We start from the raw sequence: 16,850 nt of genomic DNA, 5'->3' as shown, positions 1-16,850 counted from the left end.
CCCCGCATCGTGCACCCCCGTGGGCGGCTCAGCCCTCGAGGTCGAGCACCAGGGGCCGGTGGTCGGACACGACCGGCGCAGCGACCACCTCGAAGCGGCGGACCGCGTCGACGTCGGAGACGAGCGCGTAGCTCGCGTGCCGCACCGCCTTGGCGTAGAGGTGGGTGCGGGTGTCGGCGGTGCCGACGAGGTCGCGCAACCCGATCCCGGCCAGCACGTCGAAGGTCTCCGAGTCCGGCAGCAGGTTGAGGTCGCCCGCCAGGACGACCAGGTCACCGGGACGGCGGACCCGCTCGACGACCTCGGCGAGGCGCCGCGCCTGCGCCCGTCGGAGATCGGTGTCGCCCTTGCCGCTGCGCTCGCGGACGCCGTGGGTGTGCAGCACGACGACGGGCCGGCCGCCGTCCGGGTCGACGACGCGCACGGCCTGCGCGAGGCGCGGCCGGCCCCCGGGTGGCCACTCGTCGTGCGCGGCGAAGTCGCCGACGACGTACTCCGCGCCGAGACCGACCACCGGCAGCCCGTGGCGGACGAACACGGCCTGGCCGAACAGCTGGCGGTGCCGTGTGCCGTCCTCGCCGACCACCGGGCCGGTGTCGAAGGTGACGAAGTGGGCCTCGTGGCCGGGCAGCACGGCGCGGACGTCGGCGAGCAGGTCGGAGCGCTGGCGCAGCGTGCGGTCGCCGTCGGCGTAGGTCACCCAGCCGTGGTGCGTCGAGGAGCTGGTGACCTCCTGCAGGCACAGCACGTCGGCCCCGACGGCGGGGAGCCAGGCGAGCAGGGCGTCCAGCTCGACCCCGCACCAGGCGTTGAGGCTGACGACGCGCACGGGCGCCGAAACTAGCGAGGCGCGCGGGCGTCCGGACGAGCGGCCCCCGCGGGAGACGCCAGCCGACGGCGGCGCCGTCGACGCCGGGGCGGGGTGCTGCTCAGAACGGGGCGGGGTCGGCGACCGGGTCGTGCGGTGGCGGTGGCGGGTGGCCGAGGTCGAGGACGTGGCCCTCGCCCGGTGGCCGGGTGACCAGGGTGCCGCCGCTCCGGCGCGGCCCACGGCGAGGCGCGGGGTGATCTCCACCCAGAACCGCTGTGCCGTCGCCGTCATGGACCCGTTCGACCAGAGGGGTACGACATCCCTGCCCCGCCGAACTGGCCGCGGCGCCGGAGATCAGCGGACGGCGGCGCCGGTCACGCGGAGGAAGTCCAGCTTCTCCGCCGCCGGCGACCCGGCGGGCACGGTCATGGCCACGATCTGCAGCTCTGAGCCGCTCACGGTGAACACGTCGCAGTCGACCTCGAGCCGGCCGACCGTCGGGTGCTCCACCACCTTGCGCTGGGACAGGTGCTCGCCGACCACGCCGGTGCGCCACAGCCTGGCGAACTCGGCACTGCTGTCCTGCAGCCGGCCGATCAGTGCCCGCAGCCCCGGGTCGTCGGGGTGACGGCCCTGGGCTCGGCGCAGGCCGGCGACCAGCGACGCCCGGAAGCCCGCCCCGCCGTCGGTGTACACCGCCCGGCCGATCCGCTCCCCGGCGAACAGGTCCTCGTGGAACGTCTGCACGACCAGGTTCCGCTCCCACGCGGTGCGCCCGGCCGGCTGCCCGAACAGCGCCGCCCAGGTGGGGCTCCACAGCAGGATGTCCCAGCTCGCGGTGAACACCGCGATCGGGTTGTCGCCCATCCGCGTCACCATCCGCTGCACCCCGGCCGGCACGTGCGTGCTCACCAGGGCGTCCCCGGGCGGCCGCAGCCCGGCGAGGGAGTAGAGGTGGTCCCGCTCGGCCCGGTCCAGCTGCAGCGCGCGGCCCAGCGCCGCCACGACCTGCGCGGACGGCGTCCGGGCGCGGCCCTGCTCCAGCCGGACGACGTAGTCCACGCTCACCCCGGCCAGCGCCGCCAGCTCCTCCCGCCGCAGCCCGGCGGCCCGCCGCACGCCCCCGGTCGCCGTCCCCACGTCGGCGGGGGACAGCCGGTCCCGCCAGGACCGCAGCAGCGACCCGAGCTCACCGTGGTCCGTCACGCCCCCAGTCTCGTCCCGACCGCACCCGGCAGCCTGGTACCGGCACTCCACAGGCTGTGCCGGGCCACGCGCGGGCCCCGGCCCCCGGCGCACAGTGGCGGACATGACCACGACACTGATCACCGGCGGCAACAAGGGCCTCGGTCGCGAGACCGCCCGCCGCCTCCTCGCCGAGGGCCACACCGTGTGGATCGGCGCCCGCGACGAGACCCGGGGCCGGCAGGCCGCCGACGAGCTCGGGGCCCGCTTCGTCCAGCTCGACGTCACCGACGACGCCTCCGTCGCCGCCGCGGCCGCGGCCGTCGGCGCGCAGGGCGGCCTCGACGTCCTGGTGAACAACGCCGGCATCGCGGGCAGCCACGCGGACCCGGCCGACCTGACCGGCGCCGACGCGCTCGCCGTCCTGGACACCAACGTCGCCGGCGTCGTCCGGACGACGACCGCCTTCCTGCCGCTGCTGCGCGCCTCCGCCGCCCCCGCGATCATCAACGTGACCAGCGGCCTGGGTTCCTTCGCCGCGGTGCACGACGCCGACCGCATCGAGTCCACCGTCGTCGCGCCGCTGTACACCGCGTCGAAGTCGGCGCTGACGATGCTGACCGTGCAGTACGCCAAGGCCTTCCCCGGCATCCGGGTGAACGCCGCCGACCCCGGCTACACGGCCACCGACCTGAACGGGAACAGCGGCCCGCAGACGGTCACCGAGGGCACCGACGCCGTCGTCGCGCTGGCCCTGCAGGGCGCCGACGGCCCGACCGGCACGTTCACCGACCGCTCGGGCACCGCACCCTTCTGACACCCGGCCGGGGGAGGGCGGCCGACGGCGGGGGCCGGGGCGCGCGACACTGATCACCATGGGGTTCACCTCGGTCTACCGGCACGGGTTCGCGCGGGTGGCGGCCTGCACGCAGCGCACCGCGCTCGCCGACCCGCCGGCCAACGCCGACGCCGTCCTCCGCCAGGCCCGGGCCTGCGCCGACGAGGGCGTCGCCGTCGCGGTGTTCCCCGAGCTGACCCTGTCGGGCTACTCCATCGACGACCTGCTGCTGCAGGACCCGCTGCTGGACGCCGTCGAGACCGCGCTGGTCCAGCTGGTCGAGGGGTCCCGCGACCTGCTGCCGGTGCTGGTCGTCGGCGCCCCGCTCCGGCACCGCAACCGCGTCTACAACTGCGCGGTCGTCGTCCACCGCGGCCGGGTCCTCGGCGTCGCCCCCAAGTCCTACCTGCCGACCTACCGCGAGTTCTACGAGCGCCGCCAGCTCGCCCCCGGCGACGACCAAGCGGGGGGCGAGATCCGGGTGAACGGAAGAGCAGTCCCGTTCGGCCCCGACCTGCTCTTCGCCGCCACCGACGTCCCCGGCCTGGTGCTGCACGCCGAGGTCTGCGAGGACATGTGGGTGCCCGTCCCGCCCAGCGCCGAGGCCGCGCTGGCCGGCGCCACCGTGCTGGTCAACCTGTCGGGCTCGCCGATCACCGTCGGCCGGGCCGAGGACCGCCGGCTGCTCGTGCGGTCGGCGTCCAGCAGGTGCCTGGCCGCCTACGTCTACGCCGCCGCCGGCGAGGGCGAGTCCACCACCGACCTGTCCTGGGACGGCCAGACCCTGGTCTACGAGAACGGCGTCCTGCTCGCCGAGACCGACCGCTTCCCCGACGGCGACCGCCGCGCCGTCGCCGACGTCGACCTGGACCTGCTCCGCCAGGAGCGCGCCCGCATGGGCACCTTCGACGACAACCGCCGGCACGTCGCGCCGTCGGTCCGCACCGTCGAGTTCACCCTCGACCCGCCGGACGACGACCTCGGCCTGCGCCGGGAGCTCGAGCGGTTCCCGTTCGTGCCCAGCGACGACGCCCGCCTCGAGCAGGACTGCTACGAGGCCTACAACATCCAGGTCGCCGGCCTCGCGCAGCGGCTGGCCGCGATCGGGGACCCGAAGGTCGTCATCGGGGTCAGCGGCGGGCTGGACTCCACCCACGCCCTGATCGTCGCGGCCCAGGTGATGGACAAGGCAGGCCGGCCCCGCAGCGACATCTTGGCGTTCACCATGCCGGGGTTCGCCACCAGCGACCACACCAAGGGCAACGCCTGGGCCCTCATGCGCGCCCTCGGCGTCACCGCCGCCGAGCTGGACATCCAGCCCACCGCGACGCTGATGCTGCAGAACATGGGTCACCCGGCGGGCGACGGCGAGCCGGTCTACGACGTCACCTTCGAGAACGTGCAGGCCGGTCTGCGCACCGACTACCTGTTCCGGATCGCCAACCAGCGCGGCGGCGTCGTGCTGGGCACCGGCGACCTCTCCGAGCTCGCGCTGGGCTGGGCCACCTACGGGGTCGGCGACCAGATGAGCCACTACAACGTCAACGGCGGCATCCCGAAGACCTTCATCCAGCACCTCATCCGCTGGGTCATCGCCACCGGCCAGTTCGACGACGAGGTCGGCGCCACCCTGCAGTCGATCGTGGACACCGAGATCAGCCCCGAGCTGGTGCCGGGGGAGACCGCGCAGTCCACCGAGGCCAGCGTCGGCCCCTACGCGCTGCAGGACTTCACCCTCTTCCACGTCCTCCGCTACGGCTTCCGGCCGAGCAAGATCGCCTTCCTCGCCTGGCACGCCTGGCGGGACGCCGACGCCGGGGACTGGCCGCACGCCTACCCCGAGGCCAAGCGGGTGGCCTACGACCTGCCCGAGATCCGGCGCTGGCTCGAGGTGTTCTGCCAGCGCTTCTTCGGTTTCAGCCAGTTCAAGCGTTCGGCGCTGCCCAACGGCCCCAAGGTCAGCGCCGGCGGGTCGCTGTCCCCGCGCGGTGACTGGCGGGCGCCGTCCGACGGCTCCGCCGCGCTGTGGCTGGCCGAGCTCCGCGCGAACGTCCCGGGGTGAGCGTGCGGCCGACGGCGGCCGAGCGGGCCGCCGTCCTGCCCGGGGACGACGTCGTCCCCGACGCCACCGTCGCGATGGACACCGCCTTCGACCTGCCTGCACCCCCGGCCGACGTCTGGCCCTGGTTCGTGCAGCTGGGCAAGCGCCGGGGCGGCTACTACCTGCCGCGCCGGGTCGACGCGCTCACCCCGCGGGCCCGCCGCGGCCTGCGGCACCTGGACCCGGCGCTCGCCGGCCTGCAGGTCGGCGACACGATCCCCGACTGGGGCGGCCGGCACGCCACCTTCACCGCGCACCGGATGGACCCGCCGCACGTGCTGGTGCACCGCTCGGTCCGTGACCACGTCCGGCTCAGCTGGGCGATCGTGCTGCACGACCGGGACGGCGGCACCCGGGTGCAGCTGCGGCTGCGGCTGGCCGGGGTGCGGCACGAGCGGCTGGCCCGCGTGCTGGGCGGTGCGGCCGACCGGCTGACCGTCGCGGGGCTCGCCGTCGGGATGCGGGAACGCCTCACCAGCGCAAGCGCCGCTGCCGGTGCGGAACCGATCCGGCCGCGACACGATGGGGCGATGGCCACCGTCTCCCGGCACGTCGACGCCCCGCCCACCGCCGTCTGGGACGTGCTCGCCGACGGCTGGTCCTACAGCAACTGGGTGGTCGGCGCCTCGCACATGCGCGCCGTCGACGCCGCCTGGCCCGCGGCCGGCGCGGTGCTCCACCACAGCCAGGGCAGCTGGCCCCTGACCCTGGACGACGAGGCCCGCGTCGAGGTCTCGAAGCCCGCCAGCCGGCTGGTGCTGCTGGCGCAGGGCTGGCCGCTGGGCGAGGCCCGGGTGGAGCTGGACCTGCGCAGCGAGGACGGCGGCACCCGGGTGACCATGACCGAGCAACCGGTCAGCGGGCCCGGCAAGTGGGTGCACAACCCGCTGTCCGAGGCCGTGCTGCGCCGGCGCAACGTGGAGGCCCTCGACCGGCTGGCCGCCATGGCCGAGCGGCGCACCGAACCCTGAGACCCGCTGCGCCGCCGGGCGTCAGGTCAGCTCGGTGACGGCCTCGACCAGCAGCCAGGCGCCGAAGAGGAAGAACAGCGCCGCGGCGCCGTACTTGATGGTCTTCTCCGGCAGGCTCCTGCCCAGCCAGCGGCCGACCAGGATGGCCAGCGCGTCGGCGGCGACCATGCCGAGGGTGGAGCCCAGCCAGGTGCCGAACCAGCCGTGGTCGGTGGCCAGCGTGATGGTGGCCAGCATGGTCTTGTCGCCCAGCTCGGCGAGGAAGAACGCGGTGCCGACGGCGATGACCGCCGACTTCGTCGTCCGGTTGACCTTGTCCTTCTCGTCGTCGCTGAGCTCGTCGCCACGCAGGGTCCAGAAGCCGAAGGCGATGAAGGCCAGCGCCGCGACCAGGCTGATCCAGCCGGTGGGCAGCGAGACACCCAGGCCGTAGCCGATGCCCACCGAGGCCAGGTGCACGACCGCGGTGGCGATCGTGATGCCGATGAGGGTGGGCACCACCTTGTAGCGGGTGGCGAAGGTGAGCGCCATGAGCTGGGACTTGTCGCCGAGCTCGGCGACGAAGACGACACCGAAGCTGAGCACGGTGCTGTAGAAGACTGCGTCCACTCGGGGTGGGCCTCTCTGCGACCGGCCGGGCCGGGTCCGCGCGAGACCTCGACCCGGCACATGGGTGTACCTGGGTCGAAGGTCTCGCCCGCCCCGGTCTCCCGGGGCCCTCGTGACCGGGCGCCGGAGCGCCAGCATGTCGACCACGATGTTGGGGGGCTACTCCCCTTCGCTGGGAGAGGACCCTACCAGCGGGTTCGGCGCCCAGGACCCCGCCGCGGCGTGGGTCCGGTCACGGCTCAGCGCCGGGCGATGCGGGCGGCGACGACCCCGGCGGCGCAGCCGTCGTCGATCGCGGAGACCACCACGCCGGCGGTCCCGGAGTTCAGCATCGTCATCAGCGCGCCGATGCCGCCGAACGCCCCGGACTGCCCCGCGGACGTGGGGACGGCGACGACGGGCACCTCGGTGACCTGCGCGACCGCGGTGGCCAGGGCGGCGTCGGTGCCGGCGACCACGACCACGCAGCCGGTGCCCTCCAGCAGCGACCCGTCGGCCAGCAGCGCCGGCACCTGCGCGACGCCGACGTCCTCGACGCGCACCACCTCGGTGCCGCCCACCCGGGCCAGGAACGCGGCCTCGGCGGCGACGGCGGCGTCCACCGACCCCGCACCGAGGACGACGACCCGGCCGTGCGGCTCGGGCAGCGGGCCGACGGCGGCGGCCATCGCGGCGTGGTCCATGGTCGTGTAGGCGTCGTGCTCGGCGGCCAGCGCGACCAGGGTGTCGGCGGGGGCGCCGACGACGACGGCGGGCCGCTCGGGGTGCTCCTGGCGGGCGGCGCGGACCAGCGCCAGCACCTGGTCGGTGCTGCGGCCGCCGGCGCGGACGACCTCGGGGCCGGTGCGCGGTGCGCGGGTGGCCGGGGTGCGGTCGGTGGCCGGCTCGCCGGCGTCGGGCACGGTGTCGGGCCCGGTGGCGGGGCCGACGACCCGGCCGGCGACCCGCGGACGGGGTCCTGGGCGGGTGGGGAACGGCTCCGCGGGCACGGGCTCCACCAGCAGCGGGCCGAAGCCGCCCGCGTCGTCCTGCTCGGTGCGCGGGGCGGGCTCGGTGCGCGGGGTGGGGACGTCGCGCGGGCCGCCGAAGAGGATGTCGGTCGGCTGCGGCTGCACGTCGGTGACACTATCCGCCGGGTCCGCTGACGCGGCGTCACCGGCGGGGGTCGTGTCGAGGTCGAGCAGCTCGCCCTCGAACACCGGGGCGGCCGGCCGCGGCGGATCGGCGGGGGCGCCGTCCGCGGCCCGGGTCTGGGTGACCCCGGACAGCCGGACGACCCGGTCGCGGCCGCTGCGCTTGGCGTCGTAGAGCACGCCGTCGGCGGCGGCGAACAGCGTGCGGCGGTCGTCGCCGCGGGCCGCCGAGGCGATGCCCGCGCTGATCGTCACCGGGACGTCGACGCCGAGCGCGGACCAGTCGTTGGTGGCGATGGACGCCCGGATCCGCTCCATGGCCCGCTCGCCCTGCTCGGCGGTGGTGTCGGGCAGCAGGATGACGAACTCGTCGCCGGCCCAGCGGCACACCTCGTCGGTGTCGCGGACGCCGTCGACCAGCAGCTGGGCGACCGCGCGCAGCACGGCATCCCCGCCGGGGTGCCCGGCCTGGTCGTTGATCGCCTTGAAGTGGTCGATGTCCACGACGGCGAGCGCGGGGGCGGCACCGGCGGCGAGCAGGCCGTCCAGCCGGCCCTCGGCGTAGCGCCGGTTGGGCAGGTGGGTCAGCGGGTCCTCGTAGGCCTGCCGGCGCAGCTGCCCGGCGGCGCGCTCGGTCTCCAGCAGGCTCTTGCGGCGGCCGAACAGCTCCACCCAGCGGGTGCGCCGCTCGTCGACGCGGTCCAGCTCGTCGGCCAGGTAGGCCTGCAGGTAGGGCAGTGCCCGCGCGGCGTCGTCCAGGTCGGCGTGCAGGGTGCACAGCTCGCGCAGCGCGGAGCGGCGCAGCCGGGGCAGCCCGTGCTCGGTGGCCAGCGCCAGGGCGTGCGCGAGGTGGTCGTCGGCGTCCGTGCCCCGGTCCTGCCGGCGCAGGGCCCGGCCGAGGGCGAGCTCGGCGGCGGCCAGCAGTGCGCGGTCCTGCGCGGCCGGGACCGCCGCGACCACCCGCTGCAGGGTGGCGACGGCGGCGTCGTGCTCGCCCAGGCCGACCAGGGCCGAGCCGAGCACGACCTCGGCGGTGGGCCGGTGCGGGTCGCCCTCGGGCAGCCCGGCCAGGCTCTCCTCGGCCAGCGCGCGGGCCTCGGTGAAGTGCGGGTCGGCGGCGTCGGGGCTGTCGTCGTCGAGCAGGCCCTCGCCGACCTCGGCGCACAGCGCGGCCAGCCGGGCGGCGCTGTCGCCGACCAGCCCGGTCCCGCCCGGGCCGGGCTCGTCCTCGGCCAGCCGCAGCGCGGTGTGGTGGGCGCGGCGCTGGTAGTCCAGGGCCAGCGGCATGAGCTCGAGGTCGGCCAGCACCGCCGACAGCGCGCCCAGGGTGTGCACCAGCAGCGGCGACGGGGGGAGCGCGGGGTCCAGCAGGCTGGCCGCCTCCACCGCCTCGTCCATGGCGGCGTCCACCCGGCGGGACAGCAGCTCGATGCGGGCGTGCCGGGCCAGGCCCGCGGCCCGCTGCAGGTCGTCGTCGCTGGCGTCGAAGGCCGCGCGCGCCGAGCGGACCAGGGCGATGGCGGCGGCGGCGTGCCCGGCGGACTCCGTCCGGGTGTCCACCCGCGCGCCGGGGTCGGTGCCCCCGTGCAGGTCCAGCGGGGGCTCGGCGGCCCCGCCCGCGTCGTCGATCGGGTCGCCGAGCAGGGTGAAGCCGGCCATCCGCAGCCGGCGGACCAGCAGCTCGGCCCGCAGCGTGTCCGCCCAGGCGCGCGACAGCGACGTCAGCGGCGCGCCGCTGGTCGCCGACGGGGCGGGGTCGGCGTCGGTGTCGGCCAGCAGGGCCTCGGCCACGTCGAGCTGCCAGTTCGCCAGCGCGACGCTGACCTGCTCGTGCAGGATCCCCGGTGGCACGAGCGCACTGTGCCCGTCGGACTGCGTTCTGTCACGCATTCCGTCGGGGCCACGCCGGGACCGTCGGGCGCGCCGGGTCACGGCCGTCCCAGGGGCCCCGGCCGTCCCGGGGGCACCAGCGGCACCAGGGCCCGGCGCATCACGGCGCGGGCTCCGGATCGGGCGCGTCGGGGTCGGGCTCGAAGGCCCAGCCGGGGGAGCGCGGGGTGCGGGCGCCCAGCAGCTCGTCCACCAGCGCGTCCACCGACGTGTGCGGACCGGGCGGCGGGGGCGCGGCGTCGTCGCCGTCGCGGGGTCCGGTGCGCACCCGGTCCCGGCCGGACCGCTTGGCGGCGAACAGGTGCAGGTCGGCGTCGTCGAACAGCTGCCGCCAGGTGCGCGGGGTCTCGGGGTGGGAGGTGGCGATGCCGATGCTGACGGTGACCTCGTCCCGCACGTCGAGCTCGGCCCAGGCGCACTGCACGACGGCGCGGCGCAGCCGCTCCATCGCCACCACCGCCTGTGCCTCCCCGGCGCCGGGCAGCACCACGAGGAACTCGTCCCCGGCCCAGCGGTACACCTCGTCGCCGGTGCGGCAGTGCAGGCGCAGCAGGTCGGCCAGCCGGCGCAGGACGGCGTCGCCGTGCAGGTGCGAGTGCGTGTCGTTGACCAGCTTGAACCGGTCGACGTCCACCACCGCCAGCGCCAGCGGCGCGGCCGTCGGGTCGAGCTCGGCCAGCCGCCGCTCGGCGCTGCGCCGGTTGCCCAGGCCGGTCAGCGGGTCCTCCAGGGCGTGCCGGCGCATCAGCGCGGTCTGCCGCTCGGCCTCCCGCAGCCGGGAGCGCCGCACGAACAGGTCGGCCCACAGCTCGCGGCTGCGCTGGTGCATCCGCACCGTCTCGCCGCGGTAGGCCTCCAGCCAGTGCAGCGCCTCGGCGGCCCGGCCCAGCGCGGCGGTGGTGCGGCCGAGCTCGAGCAGCGCCTGGCGGTAGCGGCGCCGGTCGCCGGTCGCCGCGAACGCCGTGGCGGCGTCGGCGAGCAGGTCCGCGGCCTCCTCGGCCTGCGGGCCCAGCGCGTCCGGGGGGCCGGCCAGCCGGCAGAGCAGCCGGGCCAGGGCCAGGTCGGCGTACCCGCGCAGCCACGGCCCGCCCTCGGCGGCCACCCGGTCCCGGACCCGGCGCAGCGCCGGCAGGGTGTCCTCGAGGTCGCCGGCCAGGGTCAGCGCCCAGCCGTGCACGACCGACAGCAGGTCGGACTCGGCGTCGGCCGGCTCGTGCGGCAGGTCGGTGGCGGTGAACGAGCAGCGCAGCGCGACCGCGGCGAGCCGGGCGGCCCGCACCTCGTCGCCGCGCCGGTGCACGGTCTGGGCCAGCTCGGCGTGCTGCTGGGCGCACAGCGCCAGCAGCTGCCAGCGGGCGGCGTCGTCGTCGAGCTCGGCGGCGACCCGGTGGCCGCGCAGCGCCTGGGCGACCGCCAGCTCCTCGAGGTCGAGCCGGGTCAGCGCCAGCGACAGCCACAGGTGCGCCTGGTGCAGCGCGCGGCTGGGCTCGTCGGCGGGCACCTGGTCGGTGAGGAGGCTGGCGTCCACGGCCAGGTGCAGCGCCGCCTCGAACCGGTCGCCGGCCACCTCCAGGTGCGCCAGGTAGGCCAGCACCAGGGCGCGCTCGGCGCCGGCCGGGCAGTCCTCGGCGGCGGCGCGGGCGGCGACCACCTGGGCGCCGGCGGCCTCGGCGTCGTGCTCGGCGAGCAGCCGGCGGGCGGCGAAGGCGTGCGACCACGCCTGCCAGCGCGGGGCGGACGACGCCGCGGTGAGCTCGGCCTCGTGGTCGGCGAGCAGGTCGGTGAAGGCGCGGGGGTCGTCGCCGTCGCTGACCGCCAACAGGTCCCAGCGCAGGCCGGACAGGGTGGCCTCGTCCACGACGGAGGTGTCGGCGGCGCCGGTGCTCACGCGGACCTCTCCTCACCTGGGCGACGGCGGACGCCGACACGACGGTGGCGAGGCAGCTCCCCCCGGGTCGCCCACGCTGCACGCCCCGGCCGCACTACCCTCGCCGGATGCCTGCTCAGCCCACGGGACCGACTCCGACGAGGTTCGCCTTCCTGGGGCCCGAAGGTACCTTCACCGAAGCTGCCCTGCGCAGTCTCGGACCCCCCTCCGAGGGGGGCGCGGTGCCCGCGCCCAGCGTGCCCGCGGCGCTGGCCATGACCCGGGCCGGCGAGGTGGACGCGGCCTTCGTCCCGCTGGAGAACTCCGTCGAGGGCTCGGTGTCCCCGACCATCGACGGCCTGGCCGGCGGCGAGCCGCTGGTGATCACCCGCGAGGCCTTCCTCGAGGTGGACTTCGTGCTCGCCGTGCGGCCGGGCACCGCCCTGGCCGGCGTGCACCGGCTGGCCAGCCACCCGCACGCCCTGGCCCAGACGCGCGGCTGGGTGGCCGCCCACCTGCCCGCCGCCGAGGTGGTGCCGGCGGCCTCCACCGCCGACGCCGCCCGGCTGGTCGCCGAGGGCGCCCACGACGCCGCGGTCTGCCCGGCGTTCGCCGCCACCCGCTACGGCCTGGAGGTCCTCGCCGACCGGCTGGCCGACACCCCCGGCGCGGTGACCCGCTTCGTCCAGGTCGAGCGGCCCGGCCGGCTGCCCGCACCGACGGGCGCGGACAAGACCACGCTGACCTGCTTCGTCGCCGACCGCACCGGCGCGCTGCTGGACCTGCTCACCGAGTTCGCCTCGCGCGGCATCAGCCTGACCCGGCTGGAGTCCCGGCCCACCCGCGAGCGGCTGGGCGTCTACTCCTTCTCCGTGGACTGCGAGGGCCACGTCGCCGACCGCCGGGTGGGCGACGCGCTGGTCGCGCTGCACCGGCTGTGCGACGAGGTGCGCTTCCACGGCTCCTACCCGCGGGCCGACGGCCGGGCCGCGGCCGCGGTGCCCGAGCGCTTCGCCGACGACGCCTTCGGGACGGCGGAGGGCTGGCTGGACCGGCTGCGGCACGGCTCCGCGGACTGATCCGGGGAGTCGGCGCCGCGCGGTCACGGCTCCCCATCCTGCTACCGCGAGGGGTCTGCGCAACCCCCGACGACCACGTGGTGTGGTCGGCCGCTCACAGGTAGAGGCCGCCGGCCTCCTCGATCCGCTCCGCGGCGACGGCGTGCACGTCGCGCTCGCGCAGGATCAGCAGGTCCTCGCCGTGCACCTCGACCTCGTGCTGGTCGTCGGGGGAGAACAGCACGTGGTCGCCGACCTTGACCTGCCGCACGTTGCCGCCGACCGCCCGCGCCTCGCCCCAGACCAGCCGCTTGGCGATCTGCGCGGTGGCCGGGATGAGGATGCCGCCGGAGCTGCGCCGGTCGCCCTCGTCGGCGCGCAGCGACACCAGCATCCGGTCGTGCAGCATCTTGATCGGCAGGCGCTGGTCGTCGGTGGGCACGCGGTCAGTCAACCTCAACCCCAGCCCAGGTCGTGGAGCGTCGCCTCGTCGATGCCGAAGTGGTGCGCGATCTCGTGCACCACGGTCACCGTGACCTCGTGGGCGACCTCGGCGGCGGTGTCGCAGACGTCGCAGATGGCCTCGCGGTAGACCATGACCCGGTCCGGCAGCTGGCCCGAGAGGTCCCACGAGCGCTCGGTGAGCGCGTAGCCCTCGTAGAGCCCCAGCAGCGACGGCTCGTCGGGGTTGCGGTCCTCCACCAGGACGACGACGTTGTCGACCAGCGCCATCAGCTCGGCCGGCACCTGGTCCAGCGCGTCGGCGACCAGGTCCTCGAACTCCTCGAGCGGGAGCGGCCTCACCAGCTGGTCGGCAGCGGGCGGCCCTCCTCGTAGCCGGCCGCCGACTGCACCCCCACCACGGCGCGCTCGTGCAGCTCGTCCACGGTGCGCGCCCCGGCGTAGGTGCACGCCGACCGGACGCCGGCCACGATCTGGTCGACCAGGTCCTCCACACCCGGGCGGGCGGGGTCCAGGTACATCCGGGAGGAGCTGATGCCCTCCTCGAAGAGCCCGGCGCGGGCCCGCTCGAACCCGGACTGGCCGGCGGTGCGCGCCTTGACCGCGCGGGCCGAGGCCATCCCGAAGCTCTCCTTGTACATCCGGCCGTTGCCGTCGGTCTGCGCGTCGCCGGCGCTCTCGTAGGTGCCGGCGAACCAGGACCCGACCATCACGCTGGCCGCGCCGGCGGCCAGGGCCAGGGCGATGTCGCGGGGGTGGCGCACCCCGCCGTCGGCCCAGACGTGCTTGCCGCCCTCGCGCGCGGCGGCCGCGCACTCCTCGACGGCGGAGAACTGGGGCCGGCCGACGCCGGTCATCATCCGGGTGGTGCACATGGCGCCGGGGCCCACGCCGACCTTGACGACGTCGGCGCCGGCCTCGAGCAGGTCGCGGGTGCCGGCCGCGGTGACCACGTTGCCGGCCACGATCGGGACGCCGGCGGCCACCGAGCGGGCGGCGCGCACCGCCTCCACCGCCTTGCCCTGGTGGCCGTGCGCGGTGTCGACGACGAGGACGTCGACGCCGTGCGCCAGCAGCGCCTCGGCCTTGCCGGCGACGTCGCCGTTGATGCCGACCGCGGCGGAGGTGAGCAGCTGGCCGGCCGCGTTGACCGCCGGGGTGTACAGCGCCGAGCGCAGCGCGCCGGTGCGGGTGACGACGCCGACCAGCTGGTCGCCGTCCACCACGGGAGCGGCGTTGACCCGGGCCTCGGACAGCACGTCGAAGACCTTGGGCAGGTCGGTGCCGGCCGGGACGGTGAGCGGGTCGGGGGCCATGACCTCCGACAGCTGGGTGAACCGGTCCACGCCCTGGCAGGCGCCGTCGGTGACCACGCCGACCGGCCGGCCGCCGTCCACCACGACGACGACGCCGTGCGCGCGCTTGGGCAGCAGCTGCAGCGCCTCGGCCACCGTCGCGGTGGGGGCCAGGGTGATGGGGGTGTCGTAGACGGTGTGCCGGGTCTTCAGCCAGCCGACGACCTCGCCGACGACGTCGACCGGGATGTCCTGCGGGATGACGGCCAGCCCGCCGCGGCGGGCGATGGTCTCGGCCATCCGCCGGCCCGAGATCGCCGTCATGTTCGCCACGACCACGGGGATCGTGGTCCCGACCCGGTCCGGGGTGGTCAGGTCGACCTCCAGCCGCGACCCGATGGTCGAGGGGTTGGGCACCATGAAGACGTCGGCGTACGTCAGGTCGGTGGTCGGGCGCTGGTCGCTGAGGAACCGCATGGGCCCATGGTCCCGCACGCCGGGTCTGGTTGGCTCGGGCACATGCGACGTCTGCGGGTCATCGGCATCGGGGCGGGCGACCCGGACTACGTCACCGTCGGCGCGGTCCGGGCGCTCAACGAGGTCGACGTGTTCCTGGTGCTGGACAAGGGCCCGGCGACGGCGGACCTGACCGCGGCCCGCCGGGCGGTCTGCGAGCGGTTCGTCGAGGGGGAGTACCGCTTCGTCGAGCTCGCCGACCCCGAGCGCGACCGGGACCCGGCCTCGGTGGCCGCGGCCGACCGGTACACCCGCGCGGTCGACGACTGGCGCACCGACCGCGCCGTCCTGCTGCAGCGGGCCATCGAGACCGAGGTGCCCGACGGCGGCACCGGCGGGTTCCTGGTGTGGGGCGACCCGTCGCTCTACGACGGCACCATCCGGGTGCTGGAGGAGATCGCCGCGGCCGGCGAGCTGGACATCGAGTGGGACGTCGTCCCCGGCATCACCGCCGTGCAGGCGCTCACCGCCCGGCACGGCGTGCTGCTCAACCGGGTCGGCGGCGCGGTCCACCTGACCACCGGCCGCCGGCTCGCCCAGGAATTCCCCCCGAACGCCGACGACGTCGTGGTGATGCTGGACAGCGACCTGGTGTGCCGGGAGTACGCCGACCAGGACCTGACCATCTTCTGGGGCGCCTACCTCGGCACCGCCGACGAGCTGCTGGTGTCGGGGAAGCTCGCCGACGTGGTGGACGAGATCGCCCGGGTGCGGGCGCAGGCGCGGGAGCGCAAGGGCTGGGTGATGGACACCTACCTGCTCCGTCGGCCGTGATCCGGTCGAGCGTTATGCAACCGTGACATCCAGATCTTGACGTCGGCCCGAACTCCCCGTGACCGCCCCACACCGGAGCAACGAGGAGCAACCGTGAACATGAACAAGATCGCCCTGAAGCGCACCGGGGTCGCCGCCGTCGCCCTGAGCGCCGCCCTGACCATGGCCGCCTGCAGCTCGGACTCGGGCAGCAGCAGCTCGAGCAGCAGCACCTCCGCCGCCGCGGCGACCTCGTCGACCGTGACCAACCCGGAGCCCGTCGCCACCATCCCCGCCATCTCCGGCGGCGACACCGCCGTGGCCCTGGACGCCGGCTTCCTCGACGCGCTGACCACCCTGGGCATCACCCCGGGCGTCATCGGCGGCGCGACGCTGGACGGCACCACGCTGGACTTCCCGATCACCGGTGGCACCGCGACCGTCTACCCGAAGGACTCCGGCTACCGGCCCTTCGTCCAGGGTGCGATCTTCCACCAGGGCTCGGGCATCTCCCTGACCGCCGGCGCGAACGTGATCCAGCTGGAGAACTTCGTCGTCGTCCCGAGCAAGCCCGCCATCCTCTTCGCCGACGTGTCGGTGAACGGCGAGCTGGCCGCGGCGTCCTTCCCGCTGTTCAACCTCAACGGCACCACGCTGGAGCCCGTCACCGTCGACAGCTCCGGCAACGCCATCCTGACCGGCACCCAGGTCGAGGTCTCCGCGGCCGCCGCGGACTTCCTCAACACCACCCTCGGCGCCCCGAACGCCGTCCCGGCCAACTTCCTGGTCGGCGTCGCCACCCTCACCATCCCCACCGGTTCCTGACCCGGTAGCAGCAGCGCCCCCCACCTCCGCGGAGGTGGGGGGCGCTGCTGCGTGCGGGGCCGGGAGCTCCTAGCGCAGGACGACCCAGACGTGCTTGCCCTGCTCGGAGGCGTACCAGCCCTCCTGCACCGCGTCGTGCGCCACCAGGCCCAGGCCCATGCCGCCCTCGACCGGGTCGCGGTCCAGCGCGGGGCGCGGCGGGGTGTCGGCGGCCCGGTCGCACACCGTGAGCAGCCACGCGTCGTCGGTGCGGCCCACGTCGACGAGCACCGGGGTGCGCCCGTGCCGCAGCGCGTTGCTCATCAGCTCGTCCAGCGCGAGCACGAACATGTCCGGGTCGGCCACGGGTGGGCCGTCGGTGGCCTCGTGCTCGGCGATCGAGGCCCGCAGCTCGCGGCGGATGCGCGGCAGATCGGTCAGGCTGGCGGGCGACCAGTGCCAGATCGGGTGGGCGTCGGGCGGCCGGCGCTCCTGCCACACCGCGGTCGGCTCAGCCACGACACGGCCCGTGGGACGGCATGCGGTGGACCTCCTGG

Annotated in this window: 15 protein-coding genes; 6 read left to right on the top strand and 9 right to left on the bottom strand. The window is 75.7% G+C overall.

Features of this window, described 5'->3' with window-relative positions; translation table 11 throughout:
- Positions 1 to 28 precede the first annotated feature (28 nt).
- Complete coding sequence (locus tag BM158_RS11655) at positions 29 to 829, bottom strand: endonuclease/exonuclease/phosphatase family protein (RefSeq protein WP_091558253.1); 801 nt, start codon at positions 827 to 829, stop codon at positions 29 to 31.
- A gap of 336 nt (positions 830 to 1,165) precedes the next feature.
- Positions 1,166 to 2,017, bottom strand: a complete 852-nt coding sequence (locus BM158_RS11650; protein WP_229827677.1) for a helix-turn-helix transcriptional regulator — start codon at positions 2,015 to 2,017, stop codon at positions 1,166 to 1,168.
- 103 nt (positions 2,018 to 2,120) lie between these two features.
- Here BM158_RS11650 and BM158_RS11645 point away from each other — a divergent pair, with 103 nt between their 5' ends.
- From BM158_RS11645 to BM158_RS22050, 3 genes are read left to right on the top strand one after another with little or no spacing between them, the layout of a single operon-like run.
- On the top strand, positions 2,121 to 2,813 hold the full coding sequence (locus BM158_RS11645) for an SDR family NAD(P)-dependent oxidoreductase (protein WP_091558249.1): 693 nt from the start codon (positions 2,121 to 2,123) through the stop codon (positions 2,811 to 2,813).
- A gap of 58 nt (positions 2,814 to 2,871) precedes the next feature.
- Complete coding sequence (locus tag BM158_RS11640) at positions 2,872 to 4,896, top strand: NAD(+) synthase (protein WP_091558246.1); 2,025 nt, start codon at positions 2,872 to 2,874, stop codon at positions 4,894 to 4,896.
- Positions 4,893 to 5,906 (top strand): SRPBCC family protein, encoded by a 1,014-nt coding sequence (locus BM158_RS22050; RefSeq protein WP_207506410.1) that lies wholly within the window; start codon positions 4,893 to 4,895, stop codon positions 5,904 to 5,906. The genes BM158_RS11640 and BM158_RS22050 overlap by 4 nt, the downstream gene beginning before the upstream one ends.
- Before the next feature lie 21 nt (positions 5,907 to 5,927).
- Here the strand turns inward: BM158_RS22050 and BM158_RS11625 are convergent, their stop codons facing one another.
- From BM158_RS11625 to BM158_RS22700, 3 genes are all read right to left on the bottom strand, one after another.
- Positions 5,928 to 6,515 (bottom strand): TMEM165/GDT1 family protein, encoded by a 588-nt coding sequence (locus BM158_RS11625; RefSeq protein ID WP_207506408.1) that lies wholly within the window; start codon positions 6,513 to 6,515, stop codon positions 5,928 to 5,930.
- 239 nt (positions 6,516 to 6,754) lie between these two features.
- Positions 6,755 to 9,499, bottom strand: a complete 2,745-nt coding sequence (locus tag BM158_RS11620) for a diguanylate cyclase domain-containing protein (RefSeq protein WP_229827678.1) — start codon at positions 9,497 to 9,499, stop codon at positions 6,755 to 6,757.
- A 139-nt stretch (positions 9,500 to 9,638) separates the two neighbouring features.
- Entirely contained in the window at positions 9,639 to 11,426 is a 1,788-nt protein-coding gene (locus BM158_RS22700; protein ID WP_268247926.1) for a GGDEF domain-containing protein, read from the bottom strand.
- Between the two features lie 107 nt (positions 11,427 to 11,533).
- Between BM158_RS22700 and pheA the strand changes: the two genes are divergently transcribed.
- Positions 11,534 to 12,484 (top strand): prephenate dehydratase, encoded by a 951-nt coding sequence (pheA, locus tag BM158_RS11610; RefSeq protein ID WP_091558240.1) that lies wholly within the window; start codon positions 11,534 to 11,536, stop codon positions 12,482 to 12,484.
- Positions 12,485 to 12,578: 94 nt separating this feature from the next.
- Here pheA and BM158_RS11605 read toward each other — a convergent pair whose 3' ends face one another.
- The 3 genes from BM158_RS11605 to BM158_RS11595 are packed head-to-tail and all read right to left on the bottom strand — an operon-like array spanning position 12,579 to position 14,697.
- Entirely contained in the window at positions 12,579 to 12,905 is a 327-nt protein-coding gene (locus BM158_RS11605; protein WP_229827679.1) for a GroES family chaperonin, read from the bottom strand.
- Positions 12,906 to 12,919: 14 nt separating this feature from the next.
- Positions 12,920 to 13,267 carry a metallopeptidase family protein gene (locus tag BM158_RS11600; RefSeq protein WP_091558236.1) on the bottom strand — a complete coding sequence of 116 codons (348 nt, stop codon included), beginning with the start codon at positions 13,265 to 13,267 and terminating at the stop codon, positions 12,920 to 12,922.
- Positions 13,264 to 14,697 carry a GuaB1 family IMP dehydrogenase-related protein gene (locus BM158_RS11595; RefSeq protein ID WP_091558233.1) on the bottom strand — a complete coding sequence of 478 codons (1,434 nt, stop codon included), beginning with the start codon at positions 14,695 to 14,697 and terminating at the stop codon, positions 13,264 to 13,266. Before BM158_RS11595 ends, BM158_RS11600 begins: the two co-directional genes overlap by 4 nt.
- A gap of 42 nt (positions 14,698 to 14,739) precedes the next feature.
- Here BM158_RS11595 and cobF point away from each other — a divergent pair, with 42 nt between their 5' ends.
- Complete coding sequence (gene cobF / locus BM158_RS11590; RefSeq protein ID WP_091558230.1) at positions 14,740 to 15,510, top strand: precorrin-6A synthase (deacetylating); 771 nt, start codon at positions 14,740 to 14,742, stop codon at positions 15,508 to 15,510.
- Positions 15,511 to 15,609: 99 nt separating this feature from the next.
- The gene (locus BM158_RS11585) at positions 15,610 to 16,314 is read left to right on the top strand and encodes a hypothetical protein (protein ID WP_091558884.1); all 705 of its coding nucleotides are present in this window, start codon (positions 15,610 to 15,612) and stop codon (positions 16,312 to 16,314) included.
- A gap of 69 nt (positions 16,315 to 16,383) precedes the next feature.
- Here the strand turns inward: BM158_RS11585 and BM158_RS11580 are convergent, their stop codons facing one another.
- Positions 16,384 to 16,812: an ATP-binding protein gene (locus tag BM158_RS11580; protein ID WP_165628900.1), complete on the bottom strand. Its 429-nt coding sequence runs from the start codon at positions 16,810 to 16,812 to the stop codon at positions 16,384 to 16,386.
- Positions 16,813 to 16,850: the final 38 nt, after the last annotated feature.

Source organism: Klenkia taihuensis, assembly GCF_900112525.1.
Lineage (GTDB): Bacteria > Actinomycetota > Actinomycetes > Mycobacteriales > Geodermatophilaceae > Klenkia > Klenkia taihuensis.
The sequence above is the reverse complement of the archived record's forward strand: the minus strand, read 5'-3'. Positions and strand labels throughout refer to the sequence as shown.